The sequence below is a fragment of the Croceitalea sp. P059 genome (genome assembly GCF_031846365.1).
Classification (GTDB): domain Bacteria; phylum Bacteroidota; class Bacteroidia; order Flavobacteriales; family Flavobacteriaceae; genus Croceitalea; species Croceitalea vernalis.
Genome location: NZ_JAVRHW010000001.1, coordinates 1 through 18,269 on the forward strand (window position 1 = coordinate 1; position 18,269 = coordinate 18,269).

An 18,269-nucleotide genomic window follows, 5' to 3' on the forward strand; every position below is an offset into this window, starting at 1 on the left:
TTTGACCATCAATGAGTATCCTGTTACTCCGGATGAGACTATAGAAGAAACCGTTTGTGAAGGTGAAGTATTTACCTATGAAGGTAATGAGTACAATGCTGGATCTTATGAGTTCCCTCAAACTGATGATAACGGTTGTACTTACCTAATCACTCTTATTGTAAATGAATTTGACGCAACTATGGTTAGCGCAGGTGATGACGTCACAATTTGTATAGGTGACGAAATCATGTTGACGGCTAGCGGAGATGGAACATTCGAATGGTCTACTGGTGAAACTGGACCTTCTATAATTGTATCTCCATCTATTGATACCACTTATACTGTTACGGCTACATCTGAAGAAGGATGTGCAGCAGAAGACACAGTAGAAGTATTTGTAGATGAAAAAGTTACTATAGGTGATTATGTATTTGAAGATGCCAATTTTAATGGTATGCAAGATGAAATGGATACTGGAGTAAATGGTATAACAGTTATGCTTTATTCTTGTTCCGATCAAGGAAATACTAACGGTATGTTTATTGACAGCATAGTCACAACAAACAATCCAATTACTGGAGAACCTGGGTATTATTCTTTTGAAGTTTGTCCTAATAGTGGTCCGTACTACTTAACCTTTAGTGATATACCTAAAGACTATGAGTTTACCGGTGCTAATGTTGGTGACGATACACTTGACTCTGATGCTAATTCTGGAGGTGTTACTGACTGTTTTGAAATTGGTGACATGGATGATACAACTAGAGATGCTGGTATTGTTAACCCAAGTTGTAGAATAACTATTGGTAACAAAATTTTACCAAAATATCCTGCAAATACTTGGATTGAACAAAATAGTGATACTGCTTGTATAGGTGATAGTTTCTTGCTATGGGCTGCAAAAGACCCAAGTAACTTTGGTAACTCTTCTACTTACAATGGTGAGGATTTTGTAGGCTACACGTTTACATATACAACACCAACTGGTGATATAACTACATATTCAGATTCATCTCAAAGTAGTTATAGATTTGAAGTGTTAGGTCTTGATGAAGAAGATTTTGGCATCTATACCATTACTTATTCTGGCCCTGATGGCTGTGCAGGTATAATGGAGTTTGAATTAACTCTAGGTGATGAGTGTCTTGAAGATGGAACTAGACCATCAGATTTTGCTCCAATCAATCCTATTGCATCAATTTTCCCTGTTCCGGCAACTTCAGGTAGTACTTTGACAATTGTTATTAATACCGAGAATGGTAGAATTAATACTAACTCTGATCTTAATAGTGTTAATCTAAGTGCGATGCTTCCTGCTAATAAAGAAAATATTGGAATTTCATTATTTGACAAAAATGGTAGAATGGTAAATCCGGTTAGGACTTACGATATTACTAAAGGAAGTGATGTTGTTGAATATCCATTAGAATATCTTTCAAGTGGAACATATATCCTTAGGGTAGATGGCAATGATTGGTCAGATAGCAAACAAGTAATCATTAAATAGAAAGTTGATTACAAGTATATAATTCAGAAGCCCTGTCAATTATTGGCGGGGCTTTTTTATTACAAGAAACTATTGATATACTTTTATTTCTAAAAGCTTAAAAAAGCTTGATTCAACTAAAATATTGCGGATTACTCATTGTTCAATATCTCCAGCTTCAAAACTCTCTAATTGATTTTCTATAAATCGAGGGTTTACTTCTATAGGATTGCAACATACTTCGCAATCCTCCACATAAGTCTGATTTGAAATGGAACTATCAAGTAACATTGATATTTCTTCCCAGCAATAAGGACATTGAAAAAAATGTTCAAACATTCTTTACAATTTGGTATTTAAAAGCTGACCAGCTAATTGCAGAAGTTGCAACTCAGCTAGCTTAGCATTATACTTTGCTAAATTTTTACTAGTATTTGCGTTGAGCAAATTTAATTGGGCTTGTCTAAGTTCAACGGAAGTTATCTGTCCTAACTTATATTGTTCGTTGGAACGGTTATAGTTATTTGTGGCTGTATTCACATTCTGTTCCTGTAAATGAAATATCTCTAAACGATTTTCAAAATCACCTTTAGCGTTGGCAATATCTCGTTTGACCTCTTGTTCTATCTGCTCTTGCAAAGTATCTTGGGTATCTAGTAAAATCTTTGCGTTTTTTACTTGAGTAATTCCACTTCCCCCATCAAATAAATTCCAAGTAAGATTTGCACCAACTCCAAGTGAAAGAGTCGAGTTATTTGTACCCGGAAAGAATGCAGAAGCGGCACTTTGATTTAAATTCCATCCGTAAGAACCTGTCAATCCAATGGTAGGTAAAAAGACTGATTTACTTGCTTTCAAAGTATAATCATTAATTATCATATTTTTCTCAGCTTGTAAAAGTCTAATATTGTTACTCTCAGCCTCTAGTAAATATTCTTGTAATTTTAATTCATTGATAAAAGTGATAGTGGTATCTACCGTAAAATTTTCGGTTAAATCTCTATTGATTAGTAAATTCAAATCACGCCGGGTATTTTTTAAGGTCTGCCTTTCATTCATTAAATTAATACTGTCATTTACCAAATCAACTTGTGCATTTAGAACATCTAATTTATTCGTTTGACCATAATCAAAACTATATTCCGCCCTGCGAAGCCTGTTTTTGGTATTTTTAAATGTTTGACTAAGTACAGAAACATTCTCTGAAAGTCTTGCCATTTCAAAATATACCGTAAATAATTGTAGCATTGTATTTTCAATGGTTTCACGAGCCTGAAGTTCAGATAAGTTATACTCTTCATTTAATCGTTTGTAGTTATACCATCTACCCAAACCATCAAAAAGTGTATAATTTAAATTCAATCCACCATTATAACGCTGATTTTCCGCCTTTTCAATTTCCACATCGGGTCTAGGTGTTCCGTCTTCTAATAACTGACCAGGAAATTCAATTGTACTATCATCACGACCATAATTTGCGCCTGCTGTGGCGGATAAAGCTGGTAAAAATCCTGAGTTTAAAATATTACTATTATTCTCTGCGATTTTTACATTATTATTAGCAATTATAACTCCAAAATTGTTATTTAAAGCTAACTGAACCGCTTGTTCTTTTGTTAATAAAGGGGTTTGCGCTACAAGCGTATAGGTTACTGTAAATAGAGCTGCTATTAGTGAGAAGGTTTTTATTTGCATTATAAAATTTCTTCTAGTTCTGTTGAATTATTATTTCTTGAGGCACTCAAATCCTTTGTTACTTGACTATCACTAGTAGACATATGAGCTTCATCAGCTTGTTCTTTTATAGCTCTTTCAACTTCTTCCTTAGTAATTTTGTTACCGGTACCTAGCCATTTAACTCCAACCTTAACATTATTACTAAAAGAAAGAAATATAGGAAGCATTATTAAAGTCAGAATAGTTGCAAAACCGATACCATAAGCAATAGAAATAGCCATAGGTTTTAGAAACTGAGCTTGCCGACTTTTTTCAAGTAATAGTGGTGCTAGCCCTGCAATGGTAGTTATACTTGTTAAGAAAATTGCACGAAATCTAGAACGCCCTGCTTGATAAAGAGCTTCGTCAAATTTCATTCCTTCACGTAGGTTTCCATTAAATTTTCCGATAAGCACCAATCCATCATTTACCATTATTCCTATTAATGCAATAATTCCAAGCATTGAAAGTATATTAATTGGAAAATTATGAATCCAATGTCCCCATGCTACCGCAGTTAAACTAAACGGTACCAATAGAAGTAGTAGCATTGGTTGACTGAAACTTCTAAAAGTGAAAGCGATCGTAACATAAATTAAGAAGAACACCGCCAACCCGACAAAATTCAAAGAATCCATTAATTTATTACGCTCTCTATTTTGACCTTCATAAGATGCAGTAACTGAAGGATATCTTGATTGAATATCAGGCATAACCTCTTCTTTTATCCAAGTTAAAATATCTGGAGCACTAGTGGTCTCAGCATCCTTTAAATCCGAAGTTATTCTTATCTCACGTTGCCCTTCTAAATGATTAATTGCTACATCTCCTCTTGAGATACTATAATCCGCAATCTCTTTTAAGGGCACTCTCGCTCCGTTAGGTGTTGCTATTCGCATTTCATCTAAATCTGTAATAGAAGACCTATTTTCACGATCATAGCGAACCCAAACTCTAATTTCATCTTGACCACGTTGAAAACGTTGCGCTTGCGTTCCAAAAAAACCAGCTCTTACTTGGTTCATAATGGTACGTAAATCTAAGCCTAATAAATAGGCGTTTTCTTTTAGTTCTAATTGTATTTCTTTTATACCTGCAGGGTCATTATCAGCCACATCCTTTAACAAATCATTACTCACCATAGCCGCTTTTAATTCTGTTTTAGCAGCTTTCAATTCTTGAATATTATTACCTAATAGTGAAACAGAAACCGGATCTCCGCCAAAATTACCGCCTGAGCCATAAATTAAACTTTCTACCCCTATAATCGGGCCAACTAGTTCTCTCAAACGATTGGTAACCAAATCTGAACGAACAGCGTCAGGTCTTTCTTCACCTGGTAATAAATTAATGATTAATGAAGCAGATGATGAACCTGGACCTAAATTTTTAATCATATTTTCAAAGAGCATCTTATCGGCTCCTTTCAAATATTTATCGGTTAATTCTTCATTAACTATGATAGCCTTTTCCTCAATCATACTAATTATAGAATCTGTAACATTTTCATTAGTACCATTAGGCATTAAAAGCTCAACAGCAATACGATCACTTGCGATTCTAGGAAAAAAAGCTGTTCTTATAATACCACCGCCAACTGAGCCGAAGGTTAAAAACAATGCCATTACAAACAAGGCAAAAGTCAATAGCTTATATTTCAATGCGAAATCAAGCATTGGACTGTATAATTTATCACGCATCCAAGCCATGGCTTGATCACCCGATTGATTGATAACCCGTAATTTAGAAAACAATTTTCCAATTCCTTTTTTTGGTTTATCATTCTGTTTTTGTAGCGCTTTTGAATGGGCCAAGTGAGCAGGTAATATGATAAGTGCTTCAACTAAAGAAACAACAAGTGTTAAAATCACTATGACGGAAACCTCTCCGAAGAAATCTCCAATTCTACCATCTAAAAACAAGAAAATTGAAAAGGCCAAAATTGTAGTAATAATTGCAGATACTATTGGCGGAATCACTTCCATTGTGCCATCTACAGCTGCTTGAATTGGGCTTTTACCTTTTTCATAATGCTGATAAATATTCTCGGCAATTACAATACCGTCATCTACTAAAATACCAATCACAATAATCATCCCAAAAAGGGATAAAACATTAATAGTGACATTAAAAAAAGGAGCAAACACAAACATTCCTAAAAATGCTATAGGTAATCCAAAAGCAACCCAAAAAGCCAACCTCGTGTTCAAAAATAAAGACAGGAAAAGGAGCACTAAAATCATTCCCATGATAGCATTCTCCGTCAACAAAGCAGTTCTTTGAGTGAGTGTAATTGACAAATCGCTCACAACATTTAGGCGAACATTGTTATACTTTTGATTAAAGTCTTCAATATACTCTTTTACTTTTTCTGCAGAACCTATTAAATCTTCAGTATTAGTGCTTGTTATAGTAACATTTACAGCTAAATCTCCATTAAAATATGTTGCATTCGGTGTTTCGCTAAAACGATCTCTTATCGTAGCAACATCTTTTAAACGAACTGTTCTGCCAGATGCATCACTGCGCACAATTATATTTGAAAGCTCATTACCGTAATAAGACCTGTTGTTAGCTCGAATTAAATATTCTTCTGTGTTGGTTTTAATATTACCTCCAGTTACAAGAATATTAGCATTGGCAACAGCTTGCGAAACCTCGGTAAAAGAAATATTGTAAGCAAGTAAGCTGTTTTCATTAACTGCAATTTCAATTTCTTCTTCTGGATATCCAGAAATACTTATTTGAGAAATTCCATCAATTGCCCTTAAATCATTTTCGACTTGTCTGCCGATTTGTTTTAAAGTAGCTAAAGAAATATTTTCTCCACTTACACCAAAACTAATTGTTTGGCGAACCGCATCTAATTTTGAAACTACCAGAGGCTCCATTCCTGTTGGAAAAGTAGGCACCCTATCTACGGCGTTTTTAACTTCTAAGAGCATGAAATCAATGTCTTGACCTTTTTCAATTTCAACATTGATAGAACCCGAATTTTCTCTGGAAGTTGATGTTACCCTGTCTACCCCTTGAAGTCCTTTAAGATTGTCTTCAATTTTCAATACAATACCTTCTTCGATTTCTTGAGGAGAAGCACCAGGATAGGTTATTGTTATTAGAACATTCTTAGATTCTGTTAAAGGAAAAAACGAAGATTTTAATGTATAGGCACCAACAACACCAAAGACTAAAAATGCGAGAATTATCACATTAACCGCAACGTGATACTTGATGAAATACTCTATTACCTTTCTCATTTTTTGGTTTTATCAGAAGTATTAACACCATACACCTTAACTAACATACCTGCATAAGCTCCAGCAACTGGTTTTGAAACAATTAATTCTCCTTCAGGTACATCTTTCAAAACCACTGTTTTATCTGAAAAATAAACTGGTAAGACATTAATAACATCTAAAATGGAATCTCGAAGCACAAAAATTTGATTATTATCAGTAAGCAAGGCCCTATCTACTTCGATAGCATTATTCTCATTCTTTGCATTTAGATTAGCTTCTAAATATTGACCTTCTTTTAAGTCCTCACCTTTAACTTCTATGAAAGCAGTTATTGTTTGCGTTGCTTGATCTACTCTTCCATTGATTCGTGAAACACGGCCCGTGTATGTTCTTGTTTTTTCAAGATTAGCTAATGAAACCTCTTCTCCTAATTTTAAAAAATCTGCATAAGACTTACTAATAGCAACCTCTAATTCATAGGTGCCGACCTTTATAAATTCACCCAATTTTTGACCTGTTCTAACCAAAGTACCTTCTGTCACAAGGGCCTCTGTTAACACACCACTAAATGGCGCTGAAATAATATATTTAGAAAGTCTTTGTTCTAAATTTTTTACATTGTAATAACTACTGAAAATTCCTCGTCCAGTTATAAAATACTTTTCTTTTTCAGATTCTATTTCAGGTAATTTAGGAGTAGTTTTTTCTAAGTCAAAATTGGTTACGTAGTCTTGCCATTTTGAGAAATCTTCTGGATAATCCAATTGCAAATCTGGCATTATTGAAGTAACTAAATTATACAAATTACTTTTTGCCGATTGAACACTAGCATAATATTCTGAGGCATCAATTCTAACTAAAGCTTGGCCTGCACGATACTGTTGACCTGTTTTAAAGAGCTGTCTTCCTTTTTTTAAAACGCCTTGAACTTCAGCATATAATTCCACACGTTCTTTAGCCACTAGAGTTCCATTTGCCGGAACTTTTATAGCTACCGCGCCATTTTGAACTGTGTCAATGAAAACCGTTTTTATTACTTTTTTTGGAACTGGTCGGCGATTGACCTTACTATCAGCAATTAGTTTAGATCCATAAATAGAACCAGCTATGATTGCCAATCCTAATAGGATTGAAAGAATAATTTTTCGCATCAATAAAGTTGATTAGTTTTTGCAAAACTATTGCCAACTACTAGAGTTATTGGTTAAATATTTCATAAATGTTTAAACACTTTTAGCAAAGTTTAAAACAAAAAAGGGGACACACCTCTGCGTCCCCGAACCAAACAAACTAAAGTATAACTAACTACTCATTATTGTCATCATCTTCAAATTTAGTATCCGCCATACGAGTACGAACACGTTCTAAATCAAATTCTTTATAAGGCTGTAATGATTTATCATCAGTATCAAAAACCAAAAACTGTCTGGTGTCAATACTTTGAAGTCCTTTAAAAGATTTGAATCTATTATTTTGAATCTGTAATATTTTGAGACTAGCCAATTGCCCAAATTCAGTTGGTATATCACCACCGAGTTGATTATTAGCTAAAACAAGTTCTTTTAATTTTGTAAGCTTACCCATTTCTTGAGGAATAGCTCCTTCAAGTGAATTTTCAAATAAACCTAAGATTTCTAATTTACTAAGATTACCAATTGATATAGGTATTGTTCCTTTGAGATTATTACTTGATAAGTTCAATATTTTTAATCCTTTTATATTACCTAAACCCTCTGGTATAGGACCTGATAAAAAATTATTAAACAGTGATAACTCTTCCAAGTCATTTAAACTACCAATACCTGATGGAATTGCTCCTTTAATCCGATTCATTTCCAGTTTTAAAACTTTAAGATTCTTAAGTTCTACTATGTCTTTTGGAAGAACACCGGTGATGCTATTAAAAGCTAAATTCAAATGAGTTAAATATTTTAAATCACCAATACTCTCTGGTATTGTTCCATTCAAATTATTATTAAATAGGTTAATACTAACTACATGTTTATCAACCACTTCGACACCATTCCACTGTTCTATTGGGGAGGTAAAATCCCATGTATTGCTCCAATTTGCACCATTAGTACTCTCAAATAAGTCAATCAAGGCTTTCTTCTCTTGAGAAAAAATAGTCTCAGAGTCTTCAGCTTTAGCAGTAAAAAGCACTAAAATTGAAAATATTAATGTGAAGATTGATTTCATACAAAAATTATATTTATAAGAATTTACCTACAAATTAACAAGAAGACTACGAGTAAGCCAATTATTTTCGGTGTAATTCAATAAATTTGTTGTGAAAATGAAAAAATCTGTGGTTTAGTAAGTTTATTCTTACTTTTTAATGATTTAGGCGGCTTCTATTTCGTTAGAAACAACTTCCCATTTCTCCATGAGTTCTTCTAATTGTCTCTTCGCTCCATGGTATTTATCAAAGAAACTGGAATCTGAAACCGTATTCTCATAGTCCATTAGTAGTTTATGATCAAATTCTGCGATTTCTTTTTCAAGAGCCGTTATCTTTTTTTCAACGTTACTCAACTTATTCTGTAAAGCCTTTTTACGCTTTTGAAGCTCATAGTCATTTTGTGGCTTTCCGCTTTTGGACTCGTTTTTAACCTTCTCCTTTAATTCAATCTTTCTGAAATTTTCTGCATTTCGTTGTTCCAAGTAATAATCGATATCACCCAAATACTCTTTTATATTTCCATCTTTAAACTCATAAACCTTGTCTGTTAAGCCTTGAAGAAAATCACGATCATGTGAAACTAAGATTAAAGTCCCTCCGAAATTCTGTAGTGCTTGTTTTAAAACGTTTTTTGATTTTATGTCCAAATGATTTGTTGGCTCATCCATTATTAAAACGTTCAATGGTTGTAAAAGCATTTTTGCTAATGCCAAACGATTTCGTTCACCACCCGACAATACTTTCACGTATTTTTCAGCCTCATCACCTCTAAATAAAAAGGATCCTAATATATCCCTTACTTTACTTCTATTCTTTTCATTTGCAGCATCAATCATGGTATCTAGTACGGTTTTATTACCATCTAAATACTCGGCTTGATTCTGAGCAAAATAACCAATCTCAACATTATGCCCTATTTTTAAATGCCCACCATAATCAAGTTCGCCTACCATGATTTTCGCCAACGTAGTTTTGCCTTGTCCATTTTGACCAACAAATGCAGTTTTACTTCCACGTTCGACTAAAAGGTTGATATTATTTAGAACTTCCTTTTCCCCATAATGTTTAGATAAATTGATAACTTCAGAAACTACCTTACCAGGAGTAATAGAGATAGGAAAGCGCAATTTCATTACACTATTGTCATCTTCATCTACTTCAATTCTATCTATTTTATCTAATTTTTTAATTAAAGACTGAGCCATTGAAGCTTTTGAGGCCTTTGCTCTAAACTTTTCAATCAGCTTTTCAGTTTGTTGAATTTGCTTTTCCTGGTTTTTTAGAGCATTAAGTTGTTGTTCTTTGATTTCAGCTCTTTGAACTAAATATTTAGAATAAGGTTTATTATAATCATAGATTCTCCCCAATGATATTTCAATCGTACGATTTGTTACATTATCTAGAAACATTTTATCGTGAGAAACAATTACGACGGCGCCTGAGTAATTCCTTAAAAATTGCTCCAACCAAATAATTGATTCAATATCTAAATGATTGGTAGGCTCATCTAAAAGTAAAACATCATTGTTTTGAAGTAAGAGTTTAGCAAGTTCAATACGCATACGCCATCCACCTGAAAAGGTTTCAGTGACTTTAGTTAAATCATCCCTTTTAAAACCTAAACCCTGAAGTACTTTTTCCGTATCACCCTGGTAATTATATCCTCCTAAAATTTCATAATGTTGGGATACGTCATTCAAATCAATCATTAATTGATTGTAACTTTCACTTTCATAATCAGTACGTTCAGCCAGTTGGGTATTAATGTGCTCAAGTTTTGCCTCAAGTTCTTTTATTTCTTCAAAAGCTTGATAGGCTTCATCAAGCACCGTTCTGCCCTGTTCAAAGTCAATATCTTGTTTTAAAAATCCAATCTTTACTTCTTTATCTGATGCAATTGTACCTGAATCAGCTTCCATCTCTTTACTTAACAATTTAAGTAAGGTAGATTTTCCAGCTCCATTTTTTCCAATTAAACCAACACGGTCTCCTGAATTTAAACGAAAGGCAATCTCTTCAAATAGATATTCTCCTCCAAAGGCGACCGAAAGATTATGAATGTTCAACATGCTTTGTGATGAATGTTACAGATTAAAATAAGGTGAATTCGTAATTTTGTTTAAAACCGCTGCAAATGTTAAAAAAAGGAAGCAAACTCTACAGTATTTTAACAGGAACTTGTCCTAAGTGTCATAACGAGAGTATGTATAAAAGTAAAAATCCGTATCATTTATCACAGTTGTTTCAAATGCATGAGCGTTGCTCAAAATGTGGCACTAAATATAAAATAGAACCTTCGTTCTTTTATGGGTCAATGTATGTTAGTTATGGGGTCGGAATTGCATTCGCTGTAGCTGCTTTTGTTATCTCATTCTTACTTATAGGAACCACTTTGGTTAATACCTTTATCGCCATTGTAATGACAATGATTTTATTCATGCCTATAATCATTAGACTTTCACGAAATATTTGGATTAATATTTTTATGAAATATGACCCTAAACTCAAAAATCAAGGGGTATAATATTTTTTAGTGAATCTTGAAATGTTCATCTCAGCATCTAGTTCTTCGTCATTTTCAATGTAAGCGTATAAATTTTGGGATGCACTAGGCGCAATAAGAACACCTCTAGAACCAAAACCATTTAAAAGGTATAAACTTTTGTATTTAGGATGTTCGCCTACCAGAGGTCTTCTATCTGCAACAGTAGGTCTAACACCGGCAACATGAGAAACTATCTCATAGTCACATTTTAAAAATGTATTTAACTTATCAAGTAATTCATTCTTTGCAGCGTCGGTTGGTACGTTGGTTTTATCTTTCCATTTATAAGTTGAACCTACTCGATATAAATCTGCTCCTAAAGGAATTATGAAAACTGAAGACTTTATTACAGCTTCTTCTTTAAGTTCTGGTGCTTTTATTGTTAACAATTCTCCTTTTGTTCCGTTTAGAGGAAGGTATGAGAAGTAAGGATTTTGCTTTAAGCCATAACCTTCAGCAAACACAATCTTTTTGGCTTGAATATCTTTATAGCTGATACATTCGTCTTTTAGTTCTAAATGAGCATAATCAATTGACTCGTTCAGTAAAGAACTTTTATCTAATAAATATTCTTGGTATTTATTTATAAGTACTTTAGTATCTACTCTACCAGTATACTGCACCTCTCCATAGCCCAGCGAAGCCTCTATATGAGGGTTTTGATTTTCTTTAATTTTTGTATTTAAAAAATAATCTAAATCAGGTTTATCTGTAGCATCAAACCAAAGATTTTGTTCTTCAACGGATGCAAAACGTCTTAAAACTGGGAGTTTATAATCTAATTGGGTCTGTAATTTTTTTTCTAATTCTTGATAAAAAGGTATGGCTAAATCCATTTGTGAACGGGCATTCCATGCCATTGTAAACCTTTTTAAAATAACTGGATTATATAATCCTCCAGCAACAATGGAAGCCCGTTGCGAATTATCATTTATTACTTGAAACGATTTCCCATGTTTTTCTAACTGTTCACAAAAAGATATTCCGGCAAGACCTAAACCAACTACCAAGTAATCTAGCATGTAACAAAAATAACTATTGTTTAATTCTTCTGATAAAGAGAACCTTATTTAAAGGAATAAAAAAACGCCTCAGCTTTTGCTGAGGCGCTATTCTATAATGAATTGGAAATTCTAATTTAATTTGGCTTAATAAGCCCACATGTCTTGCTCCCTATCACGAATAGTTTCTTTAATTCTATTTGCTTCAAGTAATTGGAATAAGGCATTATCAAAAATGTAATCATCAATTTTACGGTCACCATGAACGTTATCTTCTTTGTAGATAACTCCGTTAAACCTTCTTGCATTCAACAACATATCATATGTTATTGGTTGCGCAGAATTTCGGTTATTAAAAACCTTTGCCTCATGTAGTATTTGTCTGGCACTTGGGTACCATACCCAAAACAGTTCTACTTTATTGGCATTTGGATCAACAGATTCATCATCTATAAAGTTAACATCTGGTGCAACGGGAGCAATACCTAACAATCTGTATTTAAGCTCACCTTGACGTTTGTCAAAAAACCAGATACCTTTTATACGATACTCTTCAATATCAGCTGCATCAAGATCTCTCTTATTGATAAACTCTTCAGAGATTTCTTCACCAGCGTTGTATTGCTCGTATCCTAAATCAGTAGTATCTACTTTTTGTAGCGTTGCTGTCAAATCTCCAAACTTTCTCTTTTCAGTGAAATAAGAGTCCGTGTATACATCAGTCAGTTTTCCTTCTTTGATGTTTTTCATCAAAACATGATATAAAGACCTTCTGTCCGCCCCGATACCTATAGTATCAGTTGGGTAATACAACGGGAAGTTGACACGCTCATCCAAGTCAATGGTTTCCCATACTGTTTTAGACCAGAGAATATCTCTATCGTCAACATAACCGTATGCTAAAGGAGCATCGTTATCTTGAGCTACCTGCTCTTCAGTTTTTATTCCAATCTCCTCTGGCTTTTTAGCATTTAAAATATTTGCTTGTGCCATCATCGATATAGGTAAAAAACCTACCGCAACAATTACTAAAACATTTTTCCAATTCATAATTAACTATACTTTATTAGTTTGTAAGCTCAACAACTACAGGAGATACTTTTTTTAACTTGTAACTCTTGTTATTTGAAATATAAGCTTGAATATCAAAAATCTGAACAGCATCACCTCTTCTTGCTCTTTTCAAAGCAGATTTAGCAGCTCCGTTCAACTTGTTGCCTTTTACAACAACCGAAGGCTGACCTGGTACTTTGAATTTGAAACCGCTTACACCGATATTCAACTCAAAATCAAAATCTTCCAACATTGCACTAACAGTAGAAACTTCTAGGTTTCTTCTTGGCATTTTAATACTACCTGGTTCACCACGAACGGCACCAGATGGTCTTGGAATATCTTTAATGCGGAAAGTAGCAGGAGTACTAATTCTTTGTCCGTCAGGTAAAACACCTGATGCACTAATAGTTACCTCTCTACCTTTACCAGGGTTCATTACATATCTACTACCTTTTATTGATCTAAGACCAGGAGCAGAAGCAGTAACCTTGTTATCAGGAATACCAGGAATAGAAATCGTCATTGGATTTGCTACCCCACGGTATACTACGTTCATCTTATCAGCAGCAATTACAGCAGCATTTGGTTTGTTGATTGTTGCAAAAGAATTCTTAACCTCAACAGGTACTTCTTTACCGTCTTGCATGAAAGTCAATGTTCCAGCTATTTCATGGTCACCAGCAGAACCAGCACCAATTAACATCTTAACACCACCAGCTTCCAACTTATAGTCTCTACCTTCTGTAAGTTTTCTACCATCTAATGTGATATCAGCTTTAACAGGTGTAGAAGATTTATCGGTTTTGCTGACAATAATTTTACCGTCATATTTATCTCCACTATAAAAGGCAGATTTAGATGCCTCTAAGGAAGTTGTAAAGTTTTTCAATGAAACTGCTTCTGTTAAGTTACCTTCTAATAAACTCTTAAGCACTTCTTGCTCCGTAGTTTTAATATCAGCTTGTAACTGTGTCAACTTGGTTAAAGAAGCTACCATTGGAAAGCCTTCGAAGTGATAGTTCATCCAATCTTGTCTTGAACCATCTCTTTTTTCAACTTTACCGTCGTTCTTCTCATCACTAGTAGCGAATCTACTTTGAACAGCATCCTTAATTCCTTTAAACTTATCTTTAGGTAAAGCGTTTACAACACCTTCACGATAATCATTAATGAAGTCTAAGAATTTTTGTCCTTCTTCAGTTAAAATATCACCTTGAAAGAATTTACCGTCTAAGAAATCTGACTTATCCATAACTACATAATCTTTAGGATCTTCTAAATCTGCAGTCATTTCAGTTTTCAATTCTTCTAAATACGCATAGTATTCAGTAGAAAGTTTATTGACCTCTTGTGCATTCTTGTAAAGTGCACCATATTCTTCTGAGTTTTCAGAAGCTTTTGTAGCTAAGCCTTCAAAGAAGCCCTCGTTACTAGCGGTCATTTTTTCGTTTGAAGTCTGAAGCTTTTCATTCATTAATCCGAATGCAGCTAATACTTCCTTACTCATATTTAAGGCCAACATCGCAATGAAGATCAAATACATAAGGTTGATCATCTTTTGACGTGGTGTTTGTTTTCCTCCTGCCATGGTTTTCTAATTAGTTTTAATTAATATTTGATTTGGGGGTCTAATTAGTTTTTACTCATAGCTGACAACATACCACCGTAAACACCATTTAATGATGAAAGGTTAGTTGCCAAAGACTCCATTTGCTCTTTTAATGCACCAGCATTTTGAACAACTTCTTCGTTGATAGAAGCTTGTCTGCTTGCGCTATCTAATTGTACTTTATAAAGACTATTTAAAGACTCCATTTGAGCTGCAGCATGTGATAACTCTTCAGAGTACTTTTGAGTGTGCTGAATTGCATCAGTAGTAGGAGAAATATTTTTAGCAGCTCCTTCAAAACTTCTGATACTATCACCTAAACTGTTGAATAATTCAGTATCAATGTTAGCTTCTTTAAGCATTTCATCTAATTTTCTACCTAAAACACCTTCAGCTTCTTGAGCTTGCTGAACGTCATTTTTACCTCCACTCGCTTGACCATTAGCCAATTCTGGGTATACCAATGACCAATCATATTCGTCATCTACTGGTTCAAATGCACTAATAGCAAATATTAATGCTTCTGTTAAAAGTCCGACGGCTAATAAAAGTGAACCACCGATTGTCATAAATCCTAAATCCACTTCCCAGTGAAGGATTTTAAATAAAGCTCCAATAATTACAACGGACGCACCTAGTCCGTAGGTCATATTCATTAATTTTTTTGTTGATTTTGACTGTGCCATAATTTTAATTTTAATTAAGTTATATAATAATAAGAATTTGGTTACAAGGTTTAAATAACGTTTTCAATACTAAGTATTTACAATTCTATTCTTTTTCTCTATTGGGTTGAATCTTCTTCACCCATATAATCTTGAACGGTTCTAAAACCGATATAGCTTCTTGCTGAATCTTGGTATTCATAATCACGAGTACTTACTTGCAAGAAATAAGCAACGTCTTTCCAAGACCCACCTCGAATTACTTTTCTTTTGTTCTGTCCTGAACCAGCATTTGGGTTCATAGTTGATACATACTCATATGCTCCTGGGTCGTAACTAGAGTTTGTCCACTCTGAAACATTACCAGCCATATTGTATAAGTTGTACTCATTTGGCTCATAAGACTTAGCTTCAACAGTATATAATGCCTGATCCGCTGCATAATCGCCTCTTTGTGGTTTAAAGTTTGCCATAAAGCAACCCGTATCACTAATTACATATGGACCTCCCCAAGGGTAAGTTCCACCTTCAATACCGCCACGTGCGGCATATTCCCACTCTGCTTCAGTAGGTAATCTAAACTGATTTACAAACTGCTTACCACGCTCTTTCTGATCATCATTTTTAAACTTAGTTCTCCAATGACAAAACGCTTTGGCTTGTTGCCAGCTAATACCAACAACTGGGTATTCACTGTAAGCATCGTGCCAGAAGTAATCATTATGCATTGGTTCGTTATAAGAATATTCAAAATCACGAATCCAAACCGTGGTATCAGGGTATATTTCAAATTCTTCAGTACGAATGAAATCTTTTCTACTACCCGATTTTGCTCGTGCTGCAGCTTCAATATCCATCCAATTATACTTGTATTTCAATTTTTTAACATCAACAGTTCTTTGACCATTATATGTTTCTTCATCTGGCAAGTAAATAGAATCCACCATGATTTCAGTGTAGAATTCATCTGGATAATCCTCAACATCCCATACTAAATCAACATCCCTATTAAGTGCGCGGCCTTCATAACCAGTTTCACCTAATCCTGAATAGTTATCTAACATGTATTTGTCATATTCGGTAAGTTTGGTAGTATCTGCATCTTTAAATGCATATTCACCAATACCTTCATCTTCAGGAGTCATTCCTAGCTGATCTGACAAAATTGCCAATTGGGTTCTAACTACGGAGTCTTTTACCCATTCTACAAATTGGCGATACTCACTATTAGTGATTTCAGTATCGTCCATGTAAAAAGAACGCACCGTAACCGTTCTGGTTGGAGCATTCAACACTTGTGCTTGATCTTCCTCAGCTTTACCCATGATGAATGAACCTCTGGGAATTAATTCCATTCCATATGGTTTTTCAGGGTACCATTTCTTTCCTTGTACGCCAACCAACTCCCCTTTGGATTTGGATTTAGAACCACAACTTGTGAGTAAAAAAACAAGCGCTATAGATGATAACAATAGCTTTCTCATACTTTAGGTTAAATTTTCGATTTAAGATTACAAAATGTAAAACACAATTTCATTACTCATAAAACAGGGTTTTGAATAATTTATTGTACGTATTACAATTTATAGATCAAAAAATTTCTGTTTAGTTTAAGCCCTTCTTGTAGGCCTTTAACCACCTTTCAGGAATATTCTGATTACATGCATCTAAATAATCCTGTTGAGTGCATGGTAATAACGCAATCGAATTTGTTTTAGTATGCTCGGGTAAAATGGAAGGGACTTCTACCCACCAACGTTCTGTAATGTGGCTTTTAAAGAAGATAAGCTCTTCAGAGTCTGTTGGTACTGTAAATCTAGTAAAGTCTTCGTCGTTGGAAGTTGGCACTTCGGTAATTCTAAAACTAATTCCCTCAATGAAGTACCAAATAATTTGTGCTGTCAGTTGATGAGATAAAGAAGTATTTTCAATTTCGTAGAGACCAAATACTGTTACTTTATCACTCATACCCGCATATCTAGAGATGGCACATATTTCGCGCCCCCCAAAACCGTTGGGTGAAAAATTACCTGAAGCTCCCATTTCACTTGCGCGTATTGCTCTCATATCAAGACTAACTAAATGAGCATTGCGCAAAATAGGTTCAGCTAATGAAATATCAGATACAATCTCTCCTAAGCGATAAGCATCAAATAACAACCGATCCATTAAATCTATTTCTTCTTGGGCATTGAAATAACTTTGGTATCCAATGTTTGAAAAATTGTGCAAGTTATTTGGCTTGTCAGTTATTATTCTGCTCATATAAGAATGAGAAGAAATTAATTCGTCGTCTTCGCCAAAATCAAAACGGCTATCAATAGACACCATATTAATCATGTCTTTGATTTTATCAAATGCTCTATATGTGGGGAAAGTAATGTCTTGTGTCGCGCCTATTACTATAGGTATAATTTTTTCTTCTAATAATCCAGCTACAATTTCTTTGACTACAAAATAGGTGTCTTCAACTTTATCACCAGGTTCTACATCACCAATATCAATAATATTAGAATTCCAGTTCCCCATCATTAAACGGTACAACTGAATACGAACGCCACTCGTATCTAATTCCTCTGGTTTTTTTTCAAAAGCATTTCTAGACTCTAAAACCCCAAAAATTGCAACTGTTGCATTAGCAAAAACGGGTAAACCTTTTTTCTCGGTATGTTTGAAGATGTTTTTGCCTAGCGATTGCGGTGGTAAAAATTCAGAAAATGCAAGTACTTTATCACTAACAGGAACCAAAAAATCAAATGCCATTCTAAAATCTTTGGGGGTGTCGTTA

Annotated in this window: 14 protein-coding genes; 2 read left to right on the forward strand and 12 right to left on the reverse strand. The window is 34.3% G+C overall.

The genetic code is table 11. The annotated features are described in order from the left end of the window. Nucleotides 1–1,489 (forward strand): SdrD B-like domain-containing protein (locus tag RM542_RS00005; RefSeq protein ID WP_311383643.1); only part of this gene is annotated, 1,489 nt, incomplete at its 5' end. A 135-nt stretch (nucleotides 1,490–1,624) separates the two neighbouring features. Here RM542_RS00005 and RM542_RS00010 read toward each other — a convergent pair. From RM542_RS00010 to RM542_RS00035, 6 genes are all read right to left on the reverse strand, one after another. Continuing rightward, nucleotides 1,625–1,807, reverse strand: a complete 183-nt coding sequence (locus RM542_RS00010; protein WP_311383644.1) for a CPXCG motif-containing cysteine-rich protein — start codon at nucleotides 1,805–1,807, stop codon at nucleotides 1,625–1,627. 3 nt (nucleotides 1,808–1,810) lie between these two features. Continuing rightward, a complete protein-coding gene (locus RM542_RS00015; protein ID WP_311383645.1) occupies nucleotides 1,811–3,163 on the reverse strand; it encodes a TolC family protein in 1,353 nt (450 codons plus the stop codon). Then, nucleotides 3,163–6,441: an efflux RND transporter permease subunit gene (locus RM542_RS00020; protein WP_311383646.1), complete on the reverse strand. Its 3,279-nt coding sequence runs from the start codon at nucleotides 6,439–6,441 to the stop codon at nucleotides 3,163–3,165. The genes RM542_RS00015 and RM542_RS00020 overlap by 1 nt, the downstream gene beginning before the upstream one ends. Further along, nucleotides 6,438–7,574 carry an HlyD family efflux transporter periplasmic adaptor subunit gene (locus RM542_RS00025; protein WP_311383647.1) on the reverse strand — a complete coding sequence of 379 codons (1,137 nt, stop codon included), beginning with the start codon at nucleotides 7,572–7,574 and terminating at the stop codon, nucleotides 6,438–6,440. Before RM542_RS00025 ends, RM542_RS00020 begins: the two co-directional genes overlap by 4 nt. Before the next feature lie 154 nt (nucleotides 7,575–7,728). Beyond that, nucleotides 7,729–8,622, reverse strand: a complete 894-nt coding sequence (locus RM542_RS00030) for a leucine-rich repeat domain-containing protein (protein ID WP_311383648.1) — start codon at nucleotides 8,620–8,622, stop codon at nucleotides 7,729–7,731. Between the two features lie 144 nt (nucleotides 8,623–8,766). Continuing rightward, the gene (locus tag RM542_RS00035) at nucleotides 8,767–10,674 is read right to left on the reverse strand and encodes an ATP-binding cassette domain-containing protein (protein ID WP_311383649.1); all 1,908 of its coding nucleotides are present in this window, start codon (nucleotides 10,672–10,674) and stop codon (nucleotides 8,767–8,769) included. A gap of 65 nt (nucleotides 10,675–10,739) precedes the next feature. Between RM542_RS00035 and RM542_RS00040 the strand changes: the two genes are divergently transcribed. Beyond that, nucleotides 10,740–11,129, forward strand: a complete 390-nt coding sequence (locus RM542_RS00040) for a DUF983 domain-containing protein (RefSeq protein WP_311383650.1) — start codon at nucleotides 10,740–10,742, stop codon at nucleotides 11,127–11,129. Here RM542_RS00040 and RM542_RS00045 read toward each other — a convergent pair. The 6 genes from RM542_RS00045 to RM542_RS00070 form a co-directional block, all read right to left on the reverse strand. After that, a complete protein-coding gene (locus RM542_RS00045) occupies nucleotides 11,117–12,172 on the reverse strand; it encodes an FAD-dependent oxidoreductase (RefSeq protein ID WP_311383651.1) in 1,056 nt (351 codons plus the stop codon). The genes RM542_RS00040 and RM542_RS00045 overlap by 13 nt on opposite strands. Before the next feature lie 126 nt (nucleotides 12,173–12,298). Beyond that, nucleotides 12,299–13,201: a gliding motility protein GldN gene (gldN, locus tag RM542_RS00050; RefSeq protein WP_311383652.1), complete on the reverse strand. Its 903-nt coding sequence runs from the start codon at nucleotides 13,199–13,201 to the stop codon at nucleotides 12,299–12,301. A gap of 16 nt (nucleotides 13,202–13,217) precedes the next feature. Next, complete coding sequence (gene gldM, locus RM542_RS00055) at nucleotides 13,218–14,795, reverse strand: gliding motility protein GldM (protein ID WP_311383653.1); 1,578 nt, start codon at nucleotides 14,793–14,795, stop codon at nucleotides 13,218–13,220. 44 nt (nucleotides 14,796–14,839) lie between these two features. Next, the gene (gene gldL, locus RM542_RS00060; RefSeq protein ID WP_311383654.1) at nucleotides 14,840–15,502 is read right to left on the reverse strand and encodes a gliding motility protein GldL; all 663 of its coding nucleotides are present in this window, start codon (nucleotides 15,500–15,502) and stop codon (nucleotides 14,840–14,842) included. 98 nt (nucleotides 15,503–15,600) lie between these two features. Further along, on the reverse strand, nucleotides 15,601–16,965 hold the full coding sequence (gene gldK, locus RM542_RS00065; protein ID WP_311383655.1) for a gliding motility lipoprotein GldK: 1,365 nt from the start codon (nucleotides 16,963–16,965) through the stop codon (nucleotides 15,601–15,603). Between the two features lie 121 nt (nucleotides 16,966–17,086). Beyond that, nucleotides 17,087–18,244, reverse strand: coding sequence for a formimidoylglutamase (locus RM542_RS00070; protein WP_311383656.1), 1,158 nt, complete (start codon nucleotides 18,242–18,244; stop codon nucleotides 17,087–17,089). Between the last annotated feature and the right edge of the window lie 25 nt (nucleotides 18,245–18,269).

Excerpts from the sequence above, each read along its gene's own strand:
- RM542_RS00010 (WP_311383644.1), bottom strand. The coding sequence starts at position 1,807 with ATGTTTGAACATTTTTTTCAATGTCCTTATTGCTGGGAAGAAATATCA.
- RM542_RS00015 (WP_311383645.1), bottom strand. The coding sequence starts at position 3,163 with ATGCAAATAAAAACCTTCTCACTAATAGCAGCTCTATTTACAGTAACC.
- RM542_RS00020 (WP_311383646.1), bottom strand. The coding sequence starts at position 6,441 with ATGAGAAAGGTAATAGAGTATTTCATCAAGTATCACGTTGCGGTTAAT.
- RM542_RS00025 (WP_311383647.1), bottom strand. The coding sequence starts at position 7,574 with ATGCGAAAAATTATTCTTTCAATCCTATTAGGATTGGCAATCATAGCT.
- RM542_RS00030 (WP_311383648.1), bottom strand. The coding sequence starts at position 8,622 with ATGAAATCAATCTTCACATTAATATTTTCAATTTTAGTGCTTTTTACT.
- RM542_RS00035 (WP_311383649.1), bottom strand. The coding sequence starts at position 10,674 with ATGTTGAACATTCATAATCTTTCGGTCGCCTTTGGAGGAGAATATCTA.
- RM542_RS00040 (WP_311383650.1), top strand. The coding sequence starts at position 10,740 with ATGTTAAAAAAAGGAAGCAAACTCTACAGTATTTTAACAGGAACTTGT.
- RM542_RS00045 (WP_311383651.1), bottom strand. The coding sequence starts at position 12,172 with ATGCTAGATTACTTGGTAGTTGGTTTAGGTCTTGCCGGAATATCTTTT.
- gldN (WP_311383652.1), bottom strand. The coding sequence starts at position 13,201 with ATGAATTGGAAAAATGTTTTAGTAATTGTTGCGGTAGGTTTTTTACCT.
- gldM (WP_311383653.1), bottom strand. The coding sequence starts at position 14,795 with ATGGCAGGAGGAAAACAAACACCACGTCAAAAGATGATCAACCTTATG.
- gldL (WP_311383654.1), bottom strand. The coding sequence starts at position 15,502 with ATGGCACAGTCAAAATCAACAAAAAAATTAATGAATATGACCTACGGA.
- gldK (WP_311383655.1), bottom strand. The coding sequence starts at position 16,965 with ATGAGAAAGCTATTGTTATCATCTATAGCGCTTGTTTTTTTACTCACA.
- RM542_RS00070 (WP_311383656.1), bottom strand. The coding sequence starts at position 18,244 with ATGGCATTTGATTTTTTGGTTCCTGTTAGTGATAAAGTACTTGCATTT.